This window comes from Brevundimonas sp. NPDC055311 (assembly GCF_053645695.1).
Window position 1 is genome coordinate 325845 of the sequence record NZ_JBSHMV010000001.1, and the last position, 25426, is coordinate 351270.

At 67.3% G+C, this 25426-nt stretch carries 19 protein-coding genes and 1 tRNA gene; 9 read left to right on the forward strand and 11 right to left on the reverse strand.

All coding sequences use genetic code 11. The features are described from left to right. Positions 1-4 precede the first annotated feature (4 nt). The 7 genes from nuoF to ACWIDZ_RS01590 form a co-directional block, all read right to left on the reverse strand. Positions 5-1318, reverse strand: a complete 1314-nt coding sequence (gene nuoF, locus ACWIDZ_RS01560; protein WP_453988507.1) for an NADH-quinone oxidoreductase subunit NuoF — start codon at positions 1316-1318, stop codon at positions 5-7. 6 nt (positions 1319-1324) lie between these two features. Continuing rightward, on the reverse strand, positions 1325-1594 hold the full coding sequence (locus ACWIDZ_RS01565; protein WP_291774505.1) for a DUF3611 family protein: 270 nt from the start codon (positions 1592-1594) through the stop codon (positions 1325-1327). Further along, positions 1594-2268 (reverse strand): NADH-quinone oxidoreductase subunit NuoE, encoded by a 675-nt coding sequence (nuoE, locus tag ACWIDZ_RS01570; protein ID WP_291774503.1) that lies wholly within the window; start codon positions 2266-2268, stop codon positions 1594-1596. Before nuoE ends, ACWIDZ_RS01565 begins: the two co-directional genes overlap by 1 nt. Further along, positions 2265-3443, reverse strand: coding sequence for an NADH-quinone oxidoreductase subunit D (locus ACWIDZ_RS01575; RefSeq protein WP_291776096.1), 1179 nt, complete (start codon positions 3441-3443; stop codon positions 2265-2267). The genes nuoE and ACWIDZ_RS01575 overlap by 4 nt, the downstream gene beginning before the upstream one ends. Before the next feature lie 92 nt (positions 3444-3535). Then, a complete protein-coding gene (locus ACWIDZ_RS01580; protein ID WP_453988506.1) occupies positions 3536-4159 on the reverse strand; it encodes an NADH-quinone oxidoreductase subunit C in 624 nt (207 codons plus the stop codon). Next, on the reverse strand, positions 4156-4755 hold the full coding sequence (locus ACWIDZ_RS01585) for a NuoB/complex I 20 kDa subunit family protein (RefSeq protein WP_087141646.1): 600 nt from the start codon (positions 4753-4755) through the stop codon (positions 4156-4158). Before ACWIDZ_RS01585 ends, ACWIDZ_RS01580 begins: the two co-directional genes overlap by 4 nt. After that, positions 4725-5102, reverse strand: a complete 378-nt coding sequence (locus ACWIDZ_RS01590) for an NADH-quinone oxidoreductase subunit A (protein WP_003164585.1) — start codon at positions 5100-5102, stop codon at positions 4725-4727. The genes ACWIDZ_RS01585 and ACWIDZ_RS01590 overlap by 31 nt, the downstream gene beginning before the upstream one ends. 209 nt (positions 5103-5311) lie before the next feature. On the opposite strand from ACWIDZ_RS01590, the gene ACWIDZ_RS01595 reads away from it, so the two are divergent. Together ACWIDZ_RS01595 and ACWIDZ_RS01600 are read left to right on the forward strand one after the other, a co-directional pair. Continuing rightward, positions 5312-6928 carry an AbgT family transporter gene (locus ACWIDZ_RS01595; RefSeq protein WP_453988505.1) on the forward strand — a complete coding sequence of 539 codons (1617 nt, stop codon included), beginning with the start codon at positions 5312-5314 and terminating at the stop codon, positions 6926-6928. A 94-nt stretch (positions 6929-7022) separates the two neighbouring features. Further along, positions 7023-7099: transfer RNA gene (locus ACWIDZ_RS01600), tRNA-Asp, on the forward strand. 149 nt (positions 7100-7248) lie between these two features. On the opposite strand, the gene ACWIDZ_RS01605 is transcribed toward ACWIDZ_RS01600, so the two are convergent. Further along, positions 7249-8499, reverse strand: a complete 1251-nt coding sequence (locus ACWIDZ_RS01605; RefSeq protein WP_453988504.1) for a glycosyltransferase — start codon at positions 8497-8499, stop codon at positions 7249-7251. Positions 8500-8798: 299 nt separating this feature from the next. On the opposite strand from ACWIDZ_RS01605, the gene ACWIDZ_RS01610 reads away from it, so the two are divergent. From ACWIDZ_RS01610 to lexA, 3 genes are all read left to right on the forward strand, one after another. Then, positions 8799-12020 carry an autotransporter outer membrane beta-barrel domain-containing protein gene (locus ACWIDZ_RS01610; protein ID WP_453988503.1) on the forward strand — a complete coding sequence of 1074 codons (3222 nt, stop codon included), beginning with the start codon at positions 8799-8801 and terminating at the stop codon, positions 12018-12020. Between the two features lie 117 nt (positions 12021-12137). Further along, on the forward strand, positions 12138-14234 hold the full coding sequence (locus tag ACWIDZ_RS01615; RefSeq protein ID WP_453988502.1) for a S9 family peptidase: 2097 nt from the start codon (positions 12138-12140) through the stop codon (positions 14232-14234). 121 nt (positions 14235-14355) lie between these two features. Further along, complete coding sequence (lexA, locus tag ACWIDZ_RS01620) at positions 14356-15060, forward strand: transcriptional repressor LexA (protein ID WP_003164579.1); 705 nt, start codon at positions 14356-14358, stop codon at positions 15058-15060. 50 nt (positions 15061-15110) lie between these two features. On the opposite strand, the gene ACWIDZ_RS01625 is transcribed toward lexA, so the two are convergent. Further along, positions 15111-17207: a ComEC/Rec2 family competence protein gene (locus tag ACWIDZ_RS01625; protein WP_453988501.1), complete on the reverse strand. Its 2097-nt coding sequence runs from the start codon at positions 17205-17207 to the stop codon at positions 15111-15113. A gap of 58 nt (positions 17208-17265) precedes the next feature. Between ACWIDZ_RS01625 and gltX the strand changes: the two genes are divergently transcribed. From gltX to ACWIDZ_RS01640, 3 genes are all read left to right on the forward strand, one after another. Next, the gene (gene gltX, locus ACWIDZ_RS01630) at positions 17266-18681 is read left to right on the forward strand and encodes a glutamate--tRNA ligase (protein ID WP_453988500.1); all 1416 of its coding nucleotides are present in this window, start codon (positions 17266-17268) and stop codon (positions 18679-18681) included. A 67-nt stretch (positions 18682-18748) separates the two neighbouring features. Continuing rightward, complete coding sequence (gene gltA, locus ACWIDZ_RS01635) at positions 18749-20050, forward strand: citrate synthase (RefSeq protein WP_291774456.1); 1302 nt, start codon at positions 18749-18751, stop codon at positions 20048-20050. A gap of 264 nt (positions 20051-20314) precedes the next feature. Next, on the forward strand, positions 20315-21823 hold the full coding sequence (locus ACWIDZ_RS01640; protein ID WP_453988499.1) for an acetyl-CoA hydrolase/transferase family protein: 1509 nt from the start codon (positions 20315-20317) through the stop codon (positions 21821-21823). Positions 21824-21833: 10 nt separating this feature from the next. On the opposite strand, the gene ACWIDZ_RS01645 is transcribed toward ACWIDZ_RS01640, so the two are convergent. Next, on the reverse strand, positions 21834-22706 hold the full coding sequence (locus ACWIDZ_RS01645; RefSeq protein WP_453988498.1) for a DMT family transporter: 873 nt from the start codon (positions 22704-22706) through the stop codon (positions 21834-21836). 103 nt (positions 22707-22809) lie between these two features. On the opposite strand from ACWIDZ_RS01645, the gene ACWIDZ_RS01650 reads away from it, so the two are divergent. Next, positions 22810-24195, forward strand: coding sequence for an aminotransferase-like domain-containing protein (locus tag ACWIDZ_RS01650; protein WP_453988497.1), 1386 nt, complete (start codon positions 22810-22812; stop codon positions 24193-24195). Here the strand turns inward: ACWIDZ_RS01650 and ACWIDZ_RS01655 are convergent. After that, positions 24185-25423, reverse strand: a complete 1239-nt coding sequence (locus ACWIDZ_RS01655) for a serine hydrolase domain-containing protein (RefSeq protein WP_343829560.1) — start codon at positions 25421-25423, stop codon at positions 24185-24187. The two genes, ACWIDZ_RS01650 and ACWIDZ_RS01655, sit on opposite strands and share 11 nt — an antisense overlap. Positions 25424-25426: the final 3 nt, after the last annotated feature.

A 25426-nucleotide genomic window follows, 5' to 3' on the forward strand; every position in this document is an offset into this window, starting at 1 on the left:
ACGATTACTCCGCCGCGATCGCGTGGCCGGCGAAGTTCGCGCGGCGGCTGCGGTAGGTGTGGATGCGCTCTTCGATCTCGTGACGGAAGTGCCGGATCAGGCCCTGAACGGGCCAGGCGGCGGCGTCGCCGAGGGCGCAGATGGTGTGGCCTTCGACCTGGCTGGCCACGTCGAGCAGAAGGTCGATCTCGGACGGGTCGGCGTCGCCGATCGCCATGCGTTCCAGCACGCGCCACATCCAGCCGGTGCCTTCGCGGCACGGCGTGCACTGGCCGCAGCTCTCGTGCTTGAAGAAGTAGCTGATGCGGGCGATCGCCTTCACGATGTCGGTGGACTGGTCCATGACCGTCACGCCGGCGGTGCCCAGCGACGAGCGATGCTCGCGCATGGAGTCGAAGTCCATCAGGGCGACTTCGGCCTGTTCGCGCGTGATGACCGGGCAGGACGCGCCGCCCGGAATGATGGCCTTCAGGTTTTCCCAGCCGCCGCGCACACCGCCGCCGTGATCCTCGATCAACTGGCGCAGCGGGATCGACATGGCCTCTTCGACCACGCAGGGCGTGTTCACGTGGCCCGACAGCGACATCAGCTTGGTGCCGGTGTTGTTCGGACGACCGAAGCTGGCGAACCAGTCCGCGCCGCGACGCAGGATGGTGCCGACGACGGCGATCGATTCCACGTTGTTCACAGTCGTGGGGCAGCCATAGAGGCCGGCGCCCGCCGGGAACGGCGGCTTCAGGCGCGGCTGGCCCTTCTTGCCTTCCAGCGACTCCAGCAGAGCCGTCTCTTCGCCGCAGATGTAGGCCCCGGCGCCGTGGTGGATATAGACATGGAAGTCCCAGCCGTGGACGTTGTCGTCACCGATCAGCCTGGCCTCATAGGCCTGCTTGACGGCGGCTTCCATGCGCTCGCGCTCGAGGATGTATTCGCCGCGCAGGTAGATGTAGCAGGCGTGTGCCTTCATCGCGAAGGAGGCGATCAACGCGCCTTCGATCAGCAGGTGCGGATCATGACGCATGATCTCGCGGTCCTTGCAGGTGGCGGGCTCGGATTCATCGGCGTTGATGACCAGGTAGTGAGGACGATCCTTCACTTCCTTGGGCATGAAGGACCACTTCAGGCCGGTCGAGAAACCGGCGCCGCCGCGTCCGCGCAGGCCCGAGTTCTTGACGTTGGTGATGATCCAGTCGCCGCCAAGGTCCAGCATGTCCTTGGTGGCGTTCCACGCGCCGCGCGTCTTCGCACCCTCAAGGCCCCAATCGTGGAAGCCGTAGAGGTTGGTGAAGATCCGATCCTTGTCTTGGAGGATGCCGACCATGATCCCTTAAAGTCCTTCCGCCATGCGGCGCTTGTGGTGGCGGGTGCGCTGGAAGACGGCGTAGATCACCAGCACCCATCCGATGGCCAACAGGCCATAGGCCGCCACCGCGGCGTTTTCAGTCAGGCCGAAACGGCCCTCGCGCGCGAACAAAACCAGGGCGGCCGCGACCACGATACAGGCCAGGCCCGCCCAACGCGGGCGCCAGCCGACGCGACGCAGCTCGGCCCGATAGGCCGCCCTGCCCGCTTCCGTTTCGAGGTCCGGCCGCCCCATCAGGCCGGCGCCTTTTCAGCGACAGGCTCCGAGTTCGGCAGCTTCTTGATCTTCTTGGCGGCCGAGCCGTCATACAGCGCCGGGTCCGTCAGAACGCGCGCGCCGCCCTGGGGCTCTGAGGTGTGACGACCGACGTAGCTGCCCGCCTTCGGCGTCTTGCCCGCCGCGAAATCGTCGATGATCTGGGCCATGTTCTCGGGCGTCAGGTCTTCGTAGTAAAGATCGTTGATCTGGGCCACCGGCGCGTTCGAGCAGGCGCCGATGCATTCGACTTCCTGCCAGGTGAAGCGGCCGTCGGCCGACAGCTCGTCCTTGGGACCGATCTTCTCGCGGCACACGCGCATCAGTTCGTTGGAGCCGCGCAGCATGCACTGCGTGGTGCCGCACACCTGGATCAACGCAGCTGTACCGACCGGCGTCAGCTGGAACATGGTGTAGAAGGTCGCGACCTCCAGCACCCGGATATAGGCCATGCCCAGCAGGTCGCCGATGGCGCGCAGCGACGGCTCGGACACCCAGCCTTCCTGCTTCTGGACCAGCCACAGGACCGGGATCACCGCCGATTGGCGACGCGATTCCGGGTATTTCTTGATCCACCACTGAGCCTTTTCCATCGTCTCCTTCGAAAATTCGAAAGAGGCCGGTTGCTCCTTGGCCAGACGACGAACGCTCATCGGTCCACTTCTCCGAACACCATGTCGAGCGAGCCGAGGATGGCGGACACGTCCGCCAGCATGTGGCCGCGGTTCATCCAGTCCATCGCCTGCAGGTGACGGAAGCCGGGCGCCGACAGCTTGACGCGGTAGGGTTTGTTGGTGCCGTCCGACACCAGGTAGACGCCGAACTCGCCCTTCGGCGCCTCGACGGCCGCATAGACCTCGCCTTCCGGGGTGCGGAAGCCTTCGGTGTAGAGCTTGAAGTGGTGGATCAGCGCCTCCATCGAGCGCTTCATCTCACCGCGACGCGGCGGGGCGATCTTGTTGTCTTCGGTCAGGACCGGCTCGCCGGGGCAGTTGCGCAGCTTGTGGATGCACTGCTCCATGATGCGGATCGACTGGCGCATCTCCTCGACGCGGCACAGATAGCGATCCCAGCAGTCGCCGTTCTTGCCGACGGCGATGTCGAACTCGAGGTCCGCGTAGCAGTCGTACGGCTGAGCCTTGCGCAGGTCCCAGGCGATGTCCGAGCCGCGCAGCATGACGCCCGAGAAGCCCCACGCGAGCGCGTTCTCCTTGGACACCACGCCGATGTCGACGTTGCGCTGCTTGAAGATGCGGTTCTCGGTGACCAGGCTTTCGATGTCGTCCAGCTTGGCCGGGAACTCGGCGCACCAGCGGCCGATGTCGTCGATCAGCTCGGGCGTCAGGTCCTGGTGGACGCCGCCCGGACGGAAGTAGTTGGCGTGCAGACGCGCGCCGCAGGCCCGCTCGTAGAAGACCATCAGCTTCTCGCGCTCTTCATGGCCCCACAGCGGCGGGGTCAGGGCGCCCACGTCCATGGCCTGCATGGTCGTGTTCAGAAGGTGGTTCAGGATGCGGCCGATTTCCGAATAGAGCACCCGGATCAGTTGGCCGCGATACGGTACGTCGATCTCCAGCAGGCGCTCGATCGCCAGGCAGAAGGCGTGCTCCTGGTTCATCGGCGAGACGTAGTCCAACCGGTCCAGGTAGGGGATGTTCTGGAGGTAGGTGCGCGCCTCCATCAGCTTCTCGGTGCCGCGGTGCAGCAGGCCGATGTGCGGATCCACGCGCGTGACCAGTTCGCCGTCCAGCTCCAGCACCAGACGCAGCACGCCGTGCGCGGCCGGGTGCTGCGGGCCGAAGTTGATGGTGAACTTGCGGTCGTCCATCGCCCGCGCGTGCGGGGTCAGGCCGTCTTCATAGTCCTCGAACGGGTCGATCGCCGAACCGGTCGGAGCCGGAGTGTTGTTACCGTCGGCCATTACTGCGCTCCCGCCTTCTCGTCGCCCGGCAGGACGGTCGGATAATCGGCGCCTTCCCACGGAGACAGGAAGTCGAAGTTGCGGAATTCCTGAGTCAGTTTCACCGGCTCATAGACCACGCGCTTCTGCTCTTCGTCGTAGCGGACCTCGACATAGCCCGTCATCGGGAAGTCCTTGCGCAGCGGATGCCCCTGGAAGCCGTAGTCGGTCAGGATGCGGCGCATGTCCGGGTGATCCGAGAAGATCATGCCGTACATGTCGAAGGCTTCACGCTCGAACCAGCCGGCCGACGGATAGACCGACGACACGCTGGGGACCGGCTTCACTTCGTCGGTCAAGACCTTGACGCGAACGCGCGCGGCGCGGGTCAGCGACAGCAGGTGGTAGACGACCTCGAACCGCTCGGCGCGGTCGGGATAATCGGCGCCGCAGACGTCCATGCACTGCTGGAAGCCGAACTGATCGCGCAGGGCCGTCATGACCTCGACGATCTTCTCGCGCGGGGCGATCAGGGTCAGTTCGCCATAGGCCACCACCGCCTCGACGCCGAGCGCCGCGACCATTTCCGTGCCCAGGGGCGTCAGGGCGGATTCGCGCTCCGCAACGCGCACCAGTTCGCTCATCGCTCGATGGTCCCCGTGCGGCGGATCTTCTTCTGCAGTTGCAGGATGCCGTACAGCAGGGCCTCGGCGGTCGGCGGGCAGCCCGGAACATAAACGTCCACCGGCACCACGCGATCACAGCCGCGCACGACGCTGTAGCTGTAGTGGTAATAGCCGCCGCCGTTGGCGCACGACCCCATCGAGATGACGTAGCGCGGGTCCGGCATCTGGTCGTAGACCTTGCGCAGAGCCGGAGCCATCTTGTTGGTCAGGGTGCCGGCGACGATCATCAGATCCGACTGGCGCGGCGAACCGCGCGGCGCGGTGCCGAAGCGCTCCAGGTCGAAGCGCGGCATCGACAGGTGGATCATCTCGACGGCGCAGCAGGCCAGGCCGAACGACATCCACATCAGCGAACCGGTGCGGGCCCAGGTGATGACGTCGTCCAGCGAGGTCGTCAGGAAGCCGCGCTCGCCCAGCTCCGTATTGACGGACTCGAAGAACTTGTCGTGGATCTTGGGGTCATAACCCTCGACGGTCGAGCGCGCGGCGGAACCGGCGGGGACCAGGGGGCTAGAGGGGGCGATCACTGCCATTCCAGGGCTCCCTTCTTCCATTCGTAGATGAAGCCGACCGTCAGGACGCCCAGGAAAACCATCATCGACCAGAAGGCGAAGACCATGCCGCCGTGCGACAGGTCGAACATCGACACCGCCCACGGGAACAGGAAGGCGATTTCCAAGTCGAAGATGATGAAGAGGATCGACACCAGATAGAAGCGCACGTCGAACTTCATGCGCGCGTCGTCAAAGGCGTTGAAGCCGCACTCATAAGCCGAGAGCTTCTCGGTGTCGGGGTTCTTTGGGGCCAGCACCCAGGCCGCCAGCATGAAGCCGGCGCCGAGCACGATGGCGATGCCCAGGAAAACGACGATCGGAAGATATTCTAGAAGAAATTCGTTCATTCGAGCTGCCTCGCCCGCCGGGAGGTAGGGGGCGGATTCGGGGCTTCTTAGACCCAACCTCGCCAGGGTTCAAACCCATGTCGGCAAAGGTTTTTTGTTGCGAATGGTTCGCAGTTTTTTGCGCGATTTGCCGCAGGCCGCGCGATTGCCTCCTATGCCGCTGATCCGCGAAATGCGCCGTCGCCTTCGACACAGCCGAGAGCTTGCGCATGAACCTGGCCGCCCGCCTGCTGAACTCCATCGAACGCATCGGCAATCGGCTGCCAGATCCTGTCTTCCTATTCCTTTGGCTGATCCTGGGCCTGGTTGTTCTGAGCCTGGTCGGCGCAGGTATGGGCTGGTCCGCGATCAATCCAGTGACCGGCGAGGTGCTGCAGGCGCAAAGCCTTCTGTCGCCCGCCAATCTGGAGCGGCTGTTCATCGGCATGCCGCGCACCCTGGCCGATTTCCCGCCGCTGGGGATCGTCATCACCATCATCTACGGCGCCTCGGTGGCCGAACGGACGGGCCTGTTCTCCACCGCCATTCGCGGCGCTCTGCTGAATGCGCCACGATTCATCCTGACGCCGATCGTGGTGATCACCGGCATGGTGTCTCACCACGCCTCCGACGCCTCCTATGTCGTGGTGATTCCGCTGGCGGCCGTCATCTTCGCCGCAGCGGGCCGTCATCCGCTGGCCGGCCTGGCCGCCGGATTCGCCGCCGTGTCGGGCGGCTATGCCGGCAATCTGTTCCCCGGCGCCAGCGACGCCCTGATCCTGGGCATCACCGAGCCCGCCGCCCATCTGATCGACCCGTCCTACGCCGTCAGCATCGCCGGCAACTGGTTCTTCATCGTCGGGGTGGTGATCGTCTTCACGCCCATCGTCTGGTTCCTGACCGACCGGGTGATCGAGCCGCGTCTCGGCGCCTGGGCGCCGCACGACGCCGCACCGGTCGCCGCCGAAGAGAAGACGCCCCTCACCGCGGCCGAAAAGCGCGGCCTGGCCTGGGCGGGCCTGACCATCCTGGCCATGATCGCCGTCTGGACAATCGTGACATTCCTGCCTGGCTCGCCCTTCGTCGACGCCGACGCTGAGCCGGAACAGCGCTTCAATCCCCTGTATCGCTCTCTGGTGGCCTTCTTCGCTCTGGCCTTCTTCATGGCGGGCGCGGCCTTCGGCGCGGGGTCCGGCTCGATCAAAACCCACCACGACCTGGTGCGGATGATGCGCGAGGGGATCAGCCAACTGGCCCCCTACATCGTCCTGGCCTTCTTCGCCGCCCACTTCGTCGCCATGTTCAACTGGTCGGGCCTGGGGCCGATCCTGGCGGTCAACGCCGCCGCCTCCCTACGCGAACTGGCCCTGCCGACGCCGCTGCTGCTGATCATGGTGGTGCTGGTGTCCTGCGTCTTCGACCTGTTCATCGGCTCGGCCTCGGCCAAGTGGTCGGCGCTCGCCCCCATCGTCGTGCCCATGTTCATGCTGCTGGGCATCAGCCCCGAGATGACGACCGCCGCCTATCGCATGGGCGATTCCGTCACCAACATCGCCACGCCGCTGATGAGCTACTTCCCGCTGATCCTGACCTTCGCCCAGCGCTGGGATCCGAAGTTCGGCCTGGGCTCGCTGATGGCGACCATGCTGCCCTACGCCGGGGCCTTCCTGATCGCGGGGCTGATCATGGTGGCGTCCTGGGTGGCGCTGGACCTGCCGCTGGGACCGGGCGTGGGCGTCCACTACGAACCGCCGCCGCCCGCCACGGCGTCGCAACTGCCTGCGGACGGCGGAATCGCCGGTCCCGCAGCCCCGCCACAGGCCGCCGCAGCGCCCTCGGCCAGATGATTTGATTTATCCACAGCCGCGTCGCTTGACGTGCGACGCGGCCCCGCCTAAACGACGCCCCTCGCCGGGGCGCACAGTCGCTTCGGATGGGAACGCGGGTGTAGCTCAGTTGGTTAGAGTGCCGGCCTGTCACGCCGGAGGTCGCGGGTTCGAGCCCCGTCACTCGCGCCACTCCTCTCAGGGATCTGAGGGAGTGGCGCACCGCCCTTCCCTTTTCTTCTGACAATCGAGATCGACCCAGACGCAGCTTTCGCGTGTCTGTTCCGCCACGTCCGGCCTTAAGCCCTCGGGACGAGCCCGAGGGCGACAGCGGCGGGCGCCTAGTTGATCGGCAACATCTCTCGCGGCGTGACGAACTCAGCCTTCCCGGTCAGTTCGCCATAAAGCATGGTCAGATCCTCGAACACGCGGTTCCAGGCGAACTGCTCGACCGCCTTGACCCGCGCCGCCGCCCCCAGGATCTCCACGTCGCGCGCGAACAGGGCCTCAATGGCCGCCGCGTAGTCGACCGGGTCGGCGGAAACGGCCAACTGACCGACGCTCTCGTCCACCGTCTCGGCCACGCCGCCCGAGTTGACGCCCACCACGGCCCGGCCGCAGGCCATGGCCTCCAGCACGATCAGGCCGAACGGCTCCTTGTCGTTGGCGTGCACGAAGGCGTCGCAGCTGGCGATGATGCGGGCCACCGCGCGCGGATCCTTCTCGTAAGGCAGGGAGATGACCCGGTCCTCAGGCGGCATCCCCGCCCCCGCGCCGACCAGCACCAGATGATAAGGCGCGCCCAGACGCTGCACCGCGTCGATCAGGACGCCGACGTTCTTCTCCTTGGCCGGCCGCCCGGCGAAACACAGCAAACGGGCGTCGGCGCCCAGGCCCAGCTTCTTCAACAGCCAGTCGCGATCGCGGCGGTCGGGATGGAAGGTGTCCACCTCGACGCCCAGCGGACGAATCACAATGCCGCCCACGCCCGCCTCTTCCAGGCGCTGCGCGATAAAACGGCTGGGCGAGACCACGCGGTCGAATTGGGAGAACAGCCTGGCCCACCGCTTTTCGACCGGCTTCTTGGCCCATTCCCCGAAATGCAGGGCCGCCAGGGCCGCCGGGTCCGAGTGGCAGAAGCCGACGACCGGGCAGCCGACCCTCTGGCCGGCCTCCAGCGCGCCCTGGCCGGGCGTATAGGGATCGCCCGCCTCGATCAGCGAGGGATTGAGCGACGACACCCAGGCGCCCCAGCGCCGCACCGAACTGGGCCAGCGATAGCCGTCGCCGAACGGCAGCTTGGGCGCATGAAGACGGACCACGCCGTCAGGCTCCATCCTGTATCCCGCCCCCGGCACGACCAGGTTGTGCGCCACCTCGGGCCGATACCCCTCCAGCCAGGCCTTCTTCGACAGGAGATAGCGTTTCACCCCGCCGGAGCGCGGCGCGAACAACATGGTGGTGTCGACCAGGCGCGGCCGGGAATCAGCGGCGGCGGTCTTCGTGGCTCGCAAGGTGTCGGCCACCTCTTCGTCCAGGCCGGGAAACAGCCTCAGTTCGCTTTCCTGGACGTCGATATGGTTCGCGCTCATGCGATGGATCCTGTGCCTGTCGTTCTTCACGCTAACGCTAAAGCTCCGGCTTTGGATGCGACGGACACGGCTGATCTTCACCGCCACTTTCGGCCCCTAGCGCCTGGAACCGCTACGCTCAAGAGGGCGTCGCAATCCGGTCGCACGCCGCCGCTTTTCATCCGCCGTTCAGCTTCATCTGCATAGGCCGGGCCTTGCATTCGCCTCAAATTCGAGAAACTTGGGGCGTGCGGGCGTGGACCCTGTTAGGAGGGGCGCCTTCAATCCTTGCGCGTGCGACCACGAGGGGTTTCTTACGAATGCGTATTCTGCTCGCGAGCGCCGTTGCGATCGCCCCCCTGCTGGTCGCGTCCGGCGCTCAGGCCGAACAGGTCATTTCGAACGCGCGGACGACGCCCGTCAGCACCTCGACCGCCAACAACGGCGCGCGCGACGATGTGCGGCTGGCCAGCGGCGGTTCGATCGCCGTGACGTCAGGCGCCGCCGTGACGCTGGATTCCAGCAATGACGTGAAACTGGATTCCGGGTCCAAGATCGACATGCTCAAGGCCGCCGACGGCGCCACGGGCATCCTGGTCAACGGCGGCAACACCGGCGACGTCACCATCGGCGGCGCGATCAACATCACCGACTCGATCGAGGAATATAAGGACGAGGACAAGGACGGTGACCTGGACGGTCCGTTCGCCGACGGGACGAACCGTCACGGCGTCCGCGTCACGGGCTCAGCTCCGCTGGTCGGCGACATCCGCATCGAATCGTCCGGTTCGATCAAGGTCGAGGGCAATAATTCCTCGGGCCTGACGGTCGAGGCCCCGTTGACCGGCGACCTCTTCAGCCAGGGTCAGGTCAGCGTCGTCGGCAACGACACCTACGGCATCCACACGACCGGCGACATCACCGGCGACGTCACTGTCCTGGGCAGCGTCAGCGCCGTCGGCGAGAACGCGACCGGGGTCGCTATCGACGGCGCGGTCGACGGCGCGGTCAAGATTCAGGGCGCGGTCAATACGACCGGCTATCGCTACACCACCGCGCCGCCCAGCAAGCCGACGACGGGCGAGCCGCGCGAGGGCGCGACCTATCTCGAAAATCTCGACGACGACGATCTGCTGCAGGGCGGCCCGGCCGTCCGGATCGCGGGCGACGTCACCGGCGGCGTGGTCTTCGACGGCCCTCCCCCGCCCCTGCCTGACGACGCGACCGAGGAAGAGAAGAAGGACACCGACCGCGACAAGGACGGTATTCCCGACGCCCAGGAGACGACCGCCGCCATCCGTTCGTTCGGCGGCGCGCCGGCGGTGCTGGTCGGCTCAGCCGACAAGGCCATCAGCCTGGGCCCGGTGGGAACCGGAGACGACGCCTATGGCCTGATCAACCGGGGCACTATCGAGGCGGCCGGCGTCTACAAGGAGGTCGACGCCACCGCTGTCCAGATCGGCGGCACGGGCCAGTCGGTCACCCTGGCCGGCGGGCTGCGCAACCAGGGCACGATCACCTCTTCGGCGAACACGGGCGACAGCACGGGGGTCCTGATCGGCGCGGGCGCCACGGCGCCGAGCATCGTCAACTCGGGGGCGATTCAAAGCGTCTCCGCCGGCTCGGAAGCCAATGTCGCCGCCGGCGTGCTGATCAACCAGGGCGCCAACGTCGCCTCCTTCGTCAACTCCGGCTCGGTGACGGCGGGGGTCAACGGCTCCAAGGGCGACGCGGTCGCCCTGCGCGATGAATCCGGCACGCTGACCACGATCAACAACACCGGCAAGATCGTGGCCGCCATCAGCCCCGAAAAGGATGTGGCCCAGACCGGCTCGGCCATCGCCGTGGACGTCAGCGCCAACAGCACAGGCGTCACACTGGTCCAGGACGGCGTCGTCATTCCCGATCACAAGCTGCCGGACGCCGACGGCGACGGGGTGCCTGACGCCAATGAGCCTGCCATCGTGGGCGCGATCCGCCTGGGCTCGGGCGCCGATGTGCTGGACATCCGCAACGGCACGGTGAACGGCGACATCTCCTTCGGAACCGGCGCCGACCGCCTGGCCATCAGCGGCGGCGCCGTGGTGACCGGCAAGCTGTCCAATGGCGACGGCCAGTTGGACATCGACATCTCCAAGGGCACGCTGGATGCGCGCCATACGGGCCAGCTTCAGGTCAGCGACCTGAACGTCGGCGCCGACGGCAACCTGATCGTGACCCTGGACCCCGCCAACGACGCCAACGGCGGCTTCAAGGTCAGCGGCAGCGCCGACCTGGCCGACGGGGCGGGCCTGGGCGTGCGCTTCAACTCCCTGATTCAGGACCCGACGTCCTTCACCATCATCGAGGCGGGAGACCTGAACGTCGGCGCCATCGACCAGGACGTGCTGCAGTCCAACTCGCCCTACGCCTTCGTGGTCAGCACCAACGTCGACGAAGCCGCCGGCAAGCTGACGGTCGACGCCCGTCGCCGCACGGCGGAAGAGGCCGGCATGATCAAGGCCGAGGCCGCCGCCTATGACGTGCTCTACGCCGGCCTGGCCGACAATGAGCTGATCCGCGCGGCCATGCTGAACCAGACGGACCGCGACGGCTTCTTCCACATCTATCAGCAGCTGTTGCCCGACCACTCGGGCGGCCCGCTGCTGTCGCTGGCCAGCGGCGTCGACGCCGTGACCCGCGCCCTGACCGGCCGCAACGCCGCCGCGGCGCCGGGCGAAACCAGCGCCTGGGTGCAGGAGATCAACTTCTACGCCGACAAGGACAAGACCGACACCTACGGCTTCCGTTCCGAGGGCTTCGGCCTGGCCGGCGGCGTCGAGCGCGGCACCAACATGGGCGCCTTCGGCCTGACGGCCGCCTTCACCTCGTCGGATCTGGAAGACCCGGAATCGGCGGCCGAGGAAGTGCTGTCGGCCAGCCTGCTGGAGCTGGGCCTCTACTGGCGGGCCCAAGGCCAATACTGGACGACCTGGGCGCGCGCCGCAGGCGGCTACGCCTCCTTCAACGCCACGCGCAAGCTGGTCGCCGAGGGCGTCAACCTGAAGAACGAATCCAGCTGGCACGGCTTCACCCTGGCCGCCGCCGGCGGCGCTTCGTACGAACGCCACTTCGGGCGCCTGAACATCCGCCCCGAGGCCTATGTCGAATATTTCTCGCTGAGCGAGGACGCCCGCACCGAACAGGGCGGCGGCGACGGCTTCGACCTCGATATCGATGAGCGCGACGGCCACATCTTCTCGGGCGTGGCGGCCGTGAACATCGGCTACGGCTTCGGCAAGGACGGCTGGATTCGCCCCGAGGTTCGCCTGGGCTGGCGTCAGAACTTCTCGGTCGACGCCGGCACCACCATCGCCCGCCTGGCTTCGGGCGGCGACGCCTTCACCCTGGACCCCGCCAGCATCGAGGGCGGCGGTCCGATCCTGGGCTTCCGCCTGAACGTCGGCAACGACCTGGGGCTGCTGTCGATCACCGGCGACGCCGAACTGCTGGAAGACTACGTCCGCTACACCCTGCTGCTGCGGGCCAGCTTCAAGTTCTGATTTTTCTTCGGAACACGAACACAAAAGGGCCGCCGGATTCGTTCCGGCGGCCCTTTCCCTATCTTGCCGAGGCCTCTCGCCTTTCTATGATCCCTCCCGAACCAGAGGGGGTTTCATATGAACAAGTTCGCCTGGGCGGCCTGCGCCCTGATCCTGAGCGCCCATGCGCCGGCGATGGCCCAGACCGCCGAGCCATCGGTCGCCGCGCCCGCCCTGCCCGCCGTCGACCGCGGTCTCTTCTCCGCCCAGGACCTGTTCGGCATGGAGGTCGCCTCCGACGCCCAGATCAGTCCGGACGGCGCGCAGATCGCCTATGTTCGCCAGACGGCTGACATCATGACCGACCGGATGCGCCCGACCATCTGGCTGATCGACGTGAAGACCGGCCGCCACGCGCCGCTGATCGCCTCGGCCGGCTCGCACCGTCAGCCGCGCTGGTCGCCGGACGGCACGCGCCTGTCCTACATCTCCAGCGCCGAAGGCGGCGCGCCGCAGTTGTTCGTGCGCTGGATGGCGTCGGGAGAATCGGTCCGCGTCACCAACCTGCCGAACACCCCGTCCAGCGTCAGCTGGTCGCCCAACGGCGAGCAATTGGCCTATTCCGTCCTGGTTCCCGGCGAAAAGCCCAAGATCGGCTCGGCGCTGGTCAAGCCGGAAGGCGCCCAGTGGGCTCCGCCGCTGGAGATCATCGACACCGTCACCTATCGCGCCGACGGCCAGGGCTATCTGAAGCCCGGCTTCCGCCACGTTTTCGTCGTCGGCTCCCAGGGCGGCGGCGGGCGCCAGCTGACCCATGGCGACTTCAATCACGGCGGCGGCCTGTCCTGGTCGGCCGATTCCCGCACCATCTACCTCAGCGCCAACCGCCGTGCCGACTGGCAACGCGAGTCCGCCGACAGTGAAGTCTACGCCCTGGACGTGCAGACGGGAGGTCTGACGGCCCTTACCGACCGCGCGGGGCCGGACAATTCGCCCGTCGCATCGCCCGACGGTCGTCGCATCGCCTACCTCGGCTATGACGACAAGCGGATGGGCTATCACAACACTCGCCTTCATGTGATGGACGCCGACGGCTCTAACCGCCGCGTCCTGACCGGGGATCTCGACCGTTCGGTCCAGTCGCCGGTGTGGAGCCGCGACGGCCGCTCGGTCTATGTCGCCTATGACGACCAGGGCCGCACCAAGGTCGCCCGCGTGTCGCTGGACGGCGCGATCACCACCCTGATCGAAGATCTGACCGGCGACGACTTCGGCCGTCCCTACACCGGCGGCGGCTTCACCGTGGCCGACGACGGCGCCATCGCCTATACGCGCGGCGATTCCAGCCGCCCGGCCGACGTCCACGTCCTGAAGAGCGGCCGCAGCACCCAGCTGACCCGGCTGAACGCCGATTTCCTGGGCGCTCGCCGCCTGGGCGAGGTGCGTCGCGTCCAGGTCGCCTCCTCCCATGATCAACGCACGGTCGAAAGCTGGCTGACGCTGCCGGCCGACTATGTCGAGGGCCAGCGCTATCCCCTGGTGCTGGAAATCCACGGCGGCCCGTTCGCCGCCTATGGCCCTCACTTCGCCACCGACAACCAGCTGTTCGCCGCAGCGGGCTATGCCGTCCTGTCGGTCAATCCCCGCGGCTCGACCTCCTATGGAGACGAGTTCGCCAACCTGATCCACCACAACTATCCGTCGAACGACTATGACGACCTGATCAGCAGCGTCGACGCCGTCATCGCGCAGGGCGTCGCCGATCCGAACCGCCTATTCGTCACCGGCGGCTCGGGCGGCGGCGTGCTGACCAGCTGGATCGTCGGCAAGACCGACCGCTTCAAGGCCGCCGTGGTCCAGAAGCCCGTCATCGACTGGGCCAGCTTCGTGCTTACGGGCGACAACCCCGCCTTCTTCGCCCGCTACTGGTTCGGCGAGTTTCCGTGGGAGAACCCGGAGGCCTATTGGCGCCGGTCGCCGCTGTCGCTGGTCGGCAACGTCAAGACCCCGACCATGGTCGTCGTCGGCGACGAGGACTATCGCACCCCGGTCAGCGAGTCGGAGCAGTACTACACCGCCCTGCAGCTGCGCGGCGTGCCCACGGCCCTGGTGAAGATCCCCGGCGTCGGCCACAGCCTGGCCGTCCGCCCGTCCCAGAACGCGGCCCGCATGAACGCCATCATCGAGTGGTTCGAGCGGTACAAGGACGGCGCCCCGACCACGACGGCGCAGTAAGAGCCTGTCCCCGCGTCCGTCCGGCGACGGGCGCGGGGGCCAGCGTGGCGTTAGTTGACTTTTAACCAGAACACTTACAGAACATCACGAACGGTTCACGCCTTGTTCTGGATTCGCCGCCATGCTCACAAAGAAACAGCACGAACTCCTGATGTTCATTCATGAGCGCATCCGGGAGACGGGCGTTTCACCGTCCTTCGACGAGATGAAGGAGGCGCTGGACCTGGCGTCCAAGTCCGGCATCCACCGCCTGATCACGGCGCTGGAGGAACGCGGCTTCATCCGTCGTCTGGCCCACCGCGCCCGCGCGCTGGAGGTGGTGAAGCTGCCGGAACAGGCGACGACCGCCGCCCCGGCCAAGGGCCGCGCGCCCTTCAAGCCCGACGTGATCCAGGGCGGCGGCCTGAACCCTCGCCCGGCCGTCGCCGAGGCCGCCAACGACGTGCGCGACCTGCCCCTGCTGGGCAAGATCGCCGCCGGCACCCCCATCGCCGCCATCCAGCACGAACGCGAGCGCCTGCCCGTCCCCGAGGCGATGCTGGGCGCGGGCGAGCACTACCTGCTTGAGATCGAGGGCGACTCCATGATCGAGGCCGGCATCCTCGACGGCGACACGGTCATCATCAAGCGGGTCGAGAACGCCTCCTCGGGCGAGATCGTCGTGGCCCTGGTCGAGGGCGAGGAAGCCACGCTGAAGCGCCTGCGCAAGAAGGGCCAGTCCATCGCGCTTGAACCCGCCAACAGCGCCTATGAGACGCGCATCTTCGGCCCCGACCAGGTCGAGGTCCAGGGCAAGCTGGTCGGCCTTCTGCGCCGGTATCACTGATCCCCACTTCCGCTCATCCCGGCGGACGCCGGGATGAGCGGGGTTGAGGGTCAACGCCTCGTCCCGCCTCCGCTCCACGGCCGCCGTCCCCGCACCTCCGCCGCCCATAGGGCGCGCCAGGCGCCCGCCTCGTCCCGCCACAGCTCCACCGAGCCGCCGCGCGCATGATCGGCGCCGTCCAGCACCAGCCGTCCCTCGCATGATGGTGGCAGGATCCCTACCGCGGCCCGCACGCTGACCACCCCGGCGCTGCGGCACATCTGATCCATCTGCTCCGCGCCCGGCGCCGCCTTGCCCCACCACAGGGCCAGCGCGCCCTCCCGGCCTTCCGGCGCGCAGAAGGACCGTTTGCAGGTCCAGCCTTCGCTCGATCGTCCCACCGCTTCCAGCCCCCGCCGTCGCGACCACAGGTCGCTGGCGAACTGACGCACAGCAGGCCGCATCACGACCGCCTGCTCCCCCTGCCGATACGCCGCGTTCGCCCCGCCGTCGCCGATCCACACGTCCGGCGGCGCCGGGCGCGGCCAGATCAGCACCGCCGCCGCGAACGGCAGGCCCACCCATCGCCATCGTCCGCGCCACAGGCACATGAACAGTATGCCCAGGAAGGCGACCGGCAGGGCCGCCGCCGGAGCGCTGGGGATCGCCTGAACCGCGCCGGGCAGACTCGCCGCCCAGTGGCCGATGGCCAGCATGGCGTCCACAGACTTCCCTGCCAGCCACAGGAAGGGCGCGCCAAGTCCCAAAGGCTCCAGCGCCGCCCCCAGCGCCAAGGCGGGCATCATGATGAAGTCCGCCAGCGGCGCCGTCGCCAGGTTGGCGATCAGCCCATAGACGGCCGTCCGATTGAAATGCTGCATGGCGAACGGCCCGGTCGCCATGCCCGCCACCAGACTGGCGGCGCAGGCGGCCAGCAGCCAGCTGCCGAACCTCTGCACCATGACGATAGGCCAGGGCGCGGCGAACTCGCGGATACGACGCGGCCAGACCTCGACCAGGGCGACCAGAGCCGCCGTCGCCGCGAACGACATCTGGAACCCCGGCGTCACCACGGCTTCCGGCCGCAGCAACAGGACCACGAAGGCCGCCGCCGCCAGCGCCCGCATCGTCACGGCCTGCCGGTCCGCCAACACGGCCAGGAAGGCGATGGAGGCCGTGACCGCCGCCCGCTCGGCCGGCGGCGGCGCGCCGGAGATGATCAGATAGGTCCCGACCGCAACCAGACCGGCGATCGCCGCGACCTTCTTGCCCGACACGCGCAGCGCCAGCCACGGCCAGGTCGCCACCAGCAGGCGCACCGTGAAGAAGACGAAGCCCCCGACGACCGCCATATGCAGGCCCGAGATCGACAGGATGTGCGCCAGTCCCGAATCCCGCATGGCGTCCAGGTCGGGGCTCTGGATCCAGGTCTCGTGCCCCGTGGTCATGGCCGCCGCCACCCCGCCCGTCCGCTCGCCCAGACGCGCGACGATCCGCTCGGCCAGGGCGAAGCGCACGGCGTTGACCTTCATCTCCATCCGCACCCGCCAGGGCGGCGGTGCCAGATCGGCGGCGCGCGTCGGTCCCAGGGCGAACAGCGTCCCGCCCATGCCCTGGAAATAGGCGTTGCGGCCAAAGTCATAGGCGCCGGGACTGGCGGGCGGCGGCGGCGGGTTCAGGATGCCGAAGACGCGGATAGCCGCGCCGGGCGGCGGCGGCGCGCCCTTCACCGTCACGCGCAACCGCTCGGGCGTCGCCTCGGGCGTCAGACCGCGCACCCGCACCGGCGCCACGACGATGCGAGCGCCGTTCTGGCCCGGCGAATCCACGTCCATCACCCACACTTCGATCTGGGTCGGCGCCAGGTCCGCTGGTGCGATGGGCGCCGCCACCGCCTCGGCCCTCAGCTTGGCCACCGCCAGGCCGCCGCTGAAACAGGCCAGCATCAGCAAAACCAGCGTCGCAGCACGCGGCAGCCCCCGCGCCCGACCGACAAGCCAGAGGCCCAACAGCGCCAGGCCCGCCGCAGCCAGCGGCCACGCCGCTGGTTCCTCTTTCAGGATGAAGTAGCAACCGCATCCCGCCCCGAAGCAGACGGATGACCACAGCGGCCAGCGATCCGCCTGGGACCGCGCATCGTCGCCCAGGCTGTCAATTAACCGGGCCATAAGGGTTCGCTTCCCCACGGGCGGGCGTATAAGACCCTGCCCTATGGACCCTGCCTCTATGACCTCCCCTTCCTCGACCGTCGTCACCCGCTTCGCCCCCTCGCCCACAGGCTACCTGCATATCGGCGGAGCGAGAACCGCGTTATTCAATTGGCTGTACGCCAAGGGACGCGGCGGCAAATTCCTGATCCGCATCGAGGACACCGATCGCGAGCGTTCGACGGACGAGGCGGTGAAGGCGATCTTCGACGGCCTGTCCTGGCTGGAGCTGTTCGGCGACGAGGAGCCCGTCTTCCAGTTCGCGCGCGCCGACCGTCACCGCGAGGTGATCAATGAACTGCTGGCGACCGGCCACGCCTATCGTGACTTCCTGACGGCCGATGAGACCACAGCCCTGCGGGACCAGGCCAAGGCCGAGGGTCGCGACTTCATCTCGCCCTGGCGCGACCGCGAGCCCGGCGTCGACGATCTGGCGAAGCCGCACACGGTGCGCTTCCGCCGACCGCTGGATCAGGCTGTCGTGGTCGACGATGCGGTGCAGGGAACCGTGCGTTGGGAGTCCGCATCGCTGGACGATCTGGTCATCCTCCGCTCGGACGGAGCGCCGACCTACAATCTGGCCGTGGTGGTGGACGACCACGACATGGGCGTGACCCATGTCATCCGCGGCGACGATCATCTGAACAACGCCGCCCGCCAGAGCCTGATCTACGACGCCCTGGGCTGGACGCGGCCCACCTTCGCCCACATCCCCCTGATCCACGGGCCGGACGGCGCCAAGCTGTCGAAGCGCCACGGCGCCCAGGCGGTGCATGAGTACGCCGACATGGGCTATCTGCCCGAGGCCATGCGCAACTATCTGGCCCGACTGGGCTGGGCCCACGGCGACGACGAGCTGTTCAGCGACGCGCAGGCCCTGGCCTGGTTCGACCTGTCCGGAGTCAACAAGGCGCCCGCCCGCCTGGACTTCGACAAACTGGCCCACGTCAACGCCCACTGGCTGCGCCTGGCCGACGACGACCGTCTGGCCAAGCTGACGCTGGACGCCCATCTGGCGCGCGGCCGCGCGCTGCAGCCGGATGACGAGGAACGGCTGCTGCGGGCCATGCCCTTCATCAAGGATCGCGCCAAGACCATACCGGAACTCGCCGACCAAACGGCATTCGTGTTGCAGGTGCGTCCACTCCCGTTGAGCGAGAAATCAGCGGCTTTGCTGCAGGGTGAAAGCGGGCTGCGAATCTCACGACTGCGTGAACGACTGGGTCTTTTCCAGAGCTGGGACGCCTTCGCCTTGGAGGCGGAACTTAAGGTTTTCGCCCAGGAGGAAGGCGTAGGCTTCGGAAAAATCGGCCCTTCCATGCGCGCTGCCTTGACGGCTGGCTCGGCGTCGCCCGATATCGCCCGCACGCTTTGCGCGCTCGGACGCGACGAAAGCCTCGGGCGCTTGGATGATGCGCTGCAACAGACTAAGTGATCACCCATAACCAACTCAGGCCGCCCGCCTCCCCGCGCGCCGGTCCAAGGAAGAACAAGGGGCCTAGATGACTGAACAAGCGAAACCTGCCGGCTCGGCGACCCTGTCCTACCAGGACAAGACTGTTGAGCTCCCCGTCCTTTCCGGCTCGACCGGCCCGGACGTCATCGACATTCGCAAGCTGTACGGCGGAACCGGCGCCTTCACCTTCGATCCCGGCTTCACCTCCACGGCGGCCTGCGAATCGGGTCTGACCTACATCGACGGCGATGAAGGCGTGCTGCTGCACCGCGGCTACCCCATCGACCAACTGGCCTCCAAGTCCAACTTCCTGGAAGTCTGCCACCTGCTGCTGCACGGCGAACTGCCGAACGCCGCCGAATTCGAAGAGTTCGAGCAGTGCGTCACGCGCCACACCATGCTGCACGCCCAGTTCGACCGCTTCTTCGAAGGCTTCCGTCGCGACGCTCATCCGATGGCGATCATGGTCGGCACCGTCGGCGCCCTGTCGGCCTTCTATCACGACAGCCTGGACATCCATGACCCGGTCCAGCGCAACATCTCGGCCATCCGTCTGATCGCCAAGATGCCGACGATCGCGGCCCGCGCCTATAAATATCACATCGGCCAGCCCTTCATCTCGCCGCGCAACGACCTGTCGTACGCCGAGAACTTCCTGCGCATGTGCTTCGCCGTCCCGGCCGAGGACTATCAGGTCGACCCGGCCCTGGTGCGCGCCATGGACCGCATCTTCATCCTGCACGCCGATCACGAACAGAACGCCTCGACCTCGACCGTCCGCCTGGCCGGTTCGTCGGGCGCCAATCCGTTCGCCTGTATCGCCGCCGGCATCGCCTGCCTGTGGGGCCCGTCGCACGGCGGCGCCAACGAAGAGGCGCTGAACATGCTGAAGGAAATCGGCACCCCGGACCGCATCCCCGAGTTTATCGAGGGCGTGAAGGCCCGCAAGTACAAGCTGATGGGCTTCGGCCACCGCGTGTACAAGAACTACGACCCGCGCGCCAAGGTCATGCAGCAGTCGGCCTATGAGGTTCTGGCCGCCACGGGCCGCGAGAACGACCCGCTGTTCCAGGTCGCCAAGGAACTTGAGGCCGTCGCCCTGCAGGACGAGTATTTCACCTCGCGCAAGCTGTTCCCGAACGTCGACTTCTATTCAGGCATCACCCTGTCGGCCATGGGCTTCCCGACCACCATGTTCACCGTGCTGTTCGCCCTGGCCCGCACCGTGGGCTGGATCGCCCAATGGCAGGAAATGATGGCCGATCCGTCGCAGAAGATCGGCCGTCCGCGCCAGCTGTACACGGGCCCGACCGAGCGCGACTACGTGCCGCTGGCCCAGCGCGGCTAAGCCGTCGCACAACGCGAAATGCAGAAACGCCGGGGCGAAAGTTCCGGCGTTTTTTCGTGCTCGGCGAGTAACCAAGCCTCGCGCAATGGACTGCAAGGCGAAGATCAGGCGATCACGGCGCTGTCCGCTGAGGACAGATCCTACGGCTAACGCCTTTGTGATCACGGCGTGTTACGACCAAAGCCGTATTGGAATCAGGGTGATGCGGCGCCTATGTCCGCGTCGTTCCTTGAGCCCTCCCCGGCTCCAGTCGTCAGGTTTGCGATGTCCCGCGTCCGTAACGCCGCCCTCAAGTCGAAGATCATGTCCGCCCAGGACGCCGCCGCCCTGATTCCGGCCAACTCGACCGTGGGCATGAGCGGTTTCACCGGCTCGGGCTATCCCAAGGTCGTGCCCATGGCCCTGGCCGAGCGGATCGAGGCCGAGCACGCAGCCGGCAACCCGTTCCGGCTGAAGGTCTGGACCGGCGCCTCGACCGGGCCTGAACTGGACGGCGCCCTGGCCAAGGCCGACGGCATCGAGTTCCGCCTGCCCTACAACTCCGACCCCATCGCCCGCGAGAAGATCAACAAGGGCGAGACGGAATACCTGGACATGCACCTGTCGCAGGTGGCGCCGGTCGCCTGGCAAGGCTTCCTCGGCCCGCTGGAGACGGCGGTGGTCGAGGTGTCGGGCATCCGCGAGGACGGGGCGCTGATCCCCTCCTCCTCCATCGGCAACAACAAGACCTGGCTGGACCGCGCCGACCGCATCATCCTGGAGGTCAACAGCTGGCAGAATGCGGCGCTGGAGGGGATGCACGACATCTATTACGGCACGGCCCTGCCGCCCGCACGCGTGCCGATCCCCCTGACCAAACCGACCGACCTGATCGGCGAGACAGTGTTCCGCGTCGACCCGTCAAAGATCGCCGCCATCGTCGAGACCGACAGCCCCGACCGCAACCTGCCCTTCGCCGCGCCCGACGCCAGCGCCACGGCCATCGCCGGCCACCTGATCGAGTTCCTGCAGCACGAGGTGAAGCTGGGCCGCCTGCCCGCCCATCTGCTGCCGCTGCAATCGGGCGTGGGCAATGTCGCCAACGCCGTGCTGGCCGGCCTTCAGGACAGTCCTTTCGAGAACCTGACCGCCTATACGGAGGTGCTGCAGGATGGGATGCTGGACCTGCTGGACTCGGGCAAGCTGACCGTCGCCTCGGCCACCGCCTTCTCGCTCAGCCCCGAGGCCGCCGCCGATCTGAACAGCCGGATGGAGCAGTTCCGCGGCAAGATCATCCTGCGCCCGCAGGAAATCTCGAACCACCCGGAGATCATCCGCCGTCTGGGCTGTATCGCCATGAACGGCCTGATCGAGGCGGACATCTACGGCAACGTCAACTCGACCCACGTCATGGGCTCGCGCATCCAGAACGGCATCGGCGGCTCGGGCGACTTTGCGCGCAACGCCTATATTTCCTGCTTCGTCACGCCGTCGACAGCCAAGGGCGGCAAGATCTCGGCCATCGTCCCCATGGCCAGCCACGTCGACCACATCACCCAGGACGTGCAGGTCATCGTCACGGAACAGGGTCTGGCCGACCTGCGCGGCCTGTCGCCCAAGCAGCGCGCGCGGGTCATCATCGCCAACTGCGCCCACCCCGACTATCGCGACGCGCTGAAGGACTATTACGACCGCGCGCTGGAAGGGTCATACGGCCTGCAGTCGCCGCACCTGCTGACCGAGGCGCTGTCGTGGCACCAGCGCTACATCGAAACGGGGTCGATGAAGGCCTGACCCGCCCGTCTCAGGCATAGCGGCGGGCCACAGCGACGCTGGCCACCGTCAGGGCGGCCGCCGCGACCATGGTCCACGGCACGGCCTCGCGCAGCACCAGCCCCGCCAGCGCCAGGGCGAAGAAGGGCTGGAGCAGTTGAAGCTGCCCGACGCTGGCGATGCCGCCCATCGCCAGGCCGCGATACCAGAAGATGAAGCCGATCAGCATCGAGAAGACCGAGACATAGGCCAGCCCCACCCACGCAGGCGTCCCTATGGCGCTCCAGTCGGCGGGCAGGTCCAGCGCCGCCACTACCAGCATGATCGGCGCCGACAGCACCAGCGCCCAGCAGATGACCTGCCAGCCGCCCAGACGCCGCGCCAGTATGCCGCCCTCGGCATAGCCCAGACCGCAGATGACGATGGAGGCCAGCATCAGCAGGTCGCTGGTCCATGATCCGTCGCCGTGGCTGCTGAAGGCGAAACCGATCACCGTGGCGCTGCCCAGACCGGAGAACAGCCAGAACAGCGGGCGCGGCCTCTCCCCGCCTCTCATGACGCCGAAGATGGCCGTGGACAGCGGCAGCAGGCCGATGAAGACGATCGACCGGGCCGAGGTCATATGCTGCAGCGCCAGGGCCGACAGCAGGGGGAAACCGACCACCACCCCGACCGCGATCACCGCCAGCGACATCAGATCGCGCCGGTCCGGCCGCGCCTGCCGCGTGGCTAACAGCACCAGCCCCGCCAGCGCCGCCGCGATGACCGCCCGCGCGCCCGTCAGGAACAGCGGCGACAGGTCCGCCACCGCCACCCGCGTCGCGGGCAGCGAACCGCTGAAGATCAGCACCCCCAGAAGCCCGCAGATCAGGCCGTCGATGCGTTTCTGTTTCGCCGTGTCCATTCCGTCTTCCTCTTCGCCGCCTGATTGGACTCCCGGCGCTGGCGAAGGCAGCCACAGATCGATACGCTTCTGCCGAACTGTATGGGTTATGGAGCCGGCACGGTTGTCCCGCAGCACACGCACCACCGAGGTCATGGAAGCCATTCGCACCCGTATCGCCGGGCGCAGCCTGGCCCCCGGCGACCGCCTGCCGTCGATCCGGCGTTTCGCCGAGACCATGGCGGTTTCGCCTTCAACCGTCGTCGAGGCCTATGACCGGCTGGCGGCCGAGGGGCTGATCCGCGCCCGGCCGGGATCAGGCTTCTACGTTTCGGGCGCCGCCCTGCCTCCGCTCAGTTTTGCGGTCGATCCCGGCCTGCACGATCGCGCCGTCGATCCCTTCTGGGTGTCGCGCCAGTCGCTGGAGGCGCCGCCGGAGGCCCTCAAGCCCGGCTGCGGCTGGCTGCCCGCCGACTGGATGCCGACCGAGGCGCTGCGCAAGGCCCTGCGCGCCGTCGCGCGGGCGGACGACGCCCTTCTGACCGACTATGGCGGCGTGCTCGGCTCGAGGGCGCTGCGCCGCATCCTTCTGGGTCGTCTGGCGACCGAGGGGCTGCAACTCGGCCAGGATCAGGTGCTGCTGACCGGCTCCGGCACCCATGCCGTCGATCTGACGTGCCGTTATCTGCTGCGGCCCGGCGATACGGTGGTGGTGGACGATCCCTGCTACTTCAACTTCCGCGCCCTGCTGCGCGCGCATCAGGTCCAGGTCGTCGGCGTCCCCTACACGCCCACAGGCCCTGACGTCGAACGGTTCGAGACCGTACTGAAGCAGGCATCGCCCCGGCTCTATCTGACCAACGCCGGGCTTCAGAACCCGACCGGCGCCGGCATCGCGCCCCAGACGGCGCACCGCCTGCTGAATCTGGCCGCCGCGCATGACCTCACCATCATCGAGGACGATCTTTTCGCCGATCTGGAGCCCGAGCCCACCACCCGACTGGCGGCGCTGGACGGGCTGAACCGGGTCATCCGCATCGGCAGCTTCTCCAAGACGCTGTCGGCCTCCCTGCGCTGCGGCTACATCGCGGCGCGCGTCGACCGGATTTCGGACCTGGCCGATCTTCAGGTGGCGACGGGCTTTGTCGGCGCCAGTCCGGTGGCGGCCGAGGCCATCGCCCACGTCCTGGCCGGGGGCGGCTATCGCAAGCATCTGGACGAGGTTCATCGACGCCTGGCGCGAAAGCGCCGCGAGGTGATCGCCCGCCTGAGATCCATCGGCGTCGAACCCTGGATCGAGCCGCGCGGCGGCTTCAATCTTTGGTGCCGACTGCCCGGCGAAATCGATTCCGCCGACTTGGCGCGCGCCGCGCTGAAGGAGGACATCGTCCTGGCGCCCGGCGACGTATTCAGCCCCTCACAGACGGCCAGCCGCTTCATGCGGGTCAATGTGACCCACTGCGACGACCCGCGCCTGATGAGCTTCCTGCGCCTAGGCCTCAGCGGCTGAGCGCAGCGGGGAACGGGCGGCCGAGGGCCTCGGCCATGGCCTGCTGATTGATCAACAGCACCAGGTCGCGCAGGTGGTAGTTGTTGGACAGCACCACCACCGTCACCTCCTGATCCGGCTGATAGGACACCAGGTTACGGAAGCCCGCCCAGCTGCCGGTGTGGTAAATCTGGCGGTCGCTGAACGGCGAAGAAGTCCGCTCGCCCAAGGCGCTGACATAGAGGCCGTAGCCATAGGCCCGGTGCGGGCCGCGCCGCTCCGGCATGTCGTCCGGGGCGTGGTCGGCGATCAGATCGGCATAGGCCTTGTCGCTCAGGATATGGCCCTGATGCAGGGCGCGGTTCCAGGCCAGCATGTCGTCCAGCGTCGAATACAGGGCCCCGGCGCCGGCCACCACGCTGACGTTGGCGATGGGCTGCGGCGTCAGACCCGCCGGGAACAGGCCGTAGCCCATGGCCAGGCCCTGGGCGTCGTCGTTTACGTCGGAGCCGGTGTCCTTCAGGCCCTGGGGCTTGAGAATGGCCTGCTCCAGATAGGTCTCGAACGGCTGGCCGCTGGCCTTCGACACGATCTCGGCCGCCAGATTGAAGGCGGCGTTGTTGTAGCGAACCTTTGTTCCCGGTTCGAACTGCAGGCCATAGCGGGCCGAGGTCTCGGTCAGCTCCTGCGGCGTACGATGGGTGACCCGAATACGGCCCCACTCGGCCTGGGCCATCAGGTCCGGGATACCCGAAGTGTGCGACAGCAGGTGATGGATGCGCAGCGGCCGCCAGGCGTCCGGGCACGGCTCGATCCATTTGCAGACGGGATCGTCGACCGACAGCTTGCCCTCGTCCTGAAGCTTCAGGACAGCGACGGCGGTGAACTGCTTGGACACCGACGCCAGGCGGAAACGGGTGTCCAGGGCGAAGGGGGTGTCCTGCTCATAGTTCGCCTTGCCGTAGACCTGACGGAACAGGACCTGACCGCCCTTCGACACCAGGACCGCGCCGGTGAACTGCTTGGTCGCGGCCAGATGATCCAACCGTTCCTTCAACTGCGGCAGAGCCTCAACCACCTCGACGGGCGGTCGCTTGGGCAGGTCCGACTGATAGACGACAGCCGCCTGGGTCTCCGGCGCGACGGCGTTCAGGAACCAGGCCCCCGCCCCGGCCGAAATCAGGCCGGCGGCGACGAGAGAGCCGAGGAACCAGGGCCTGCCGCCCGCAGTCTTGGGAACGATGAACACGGT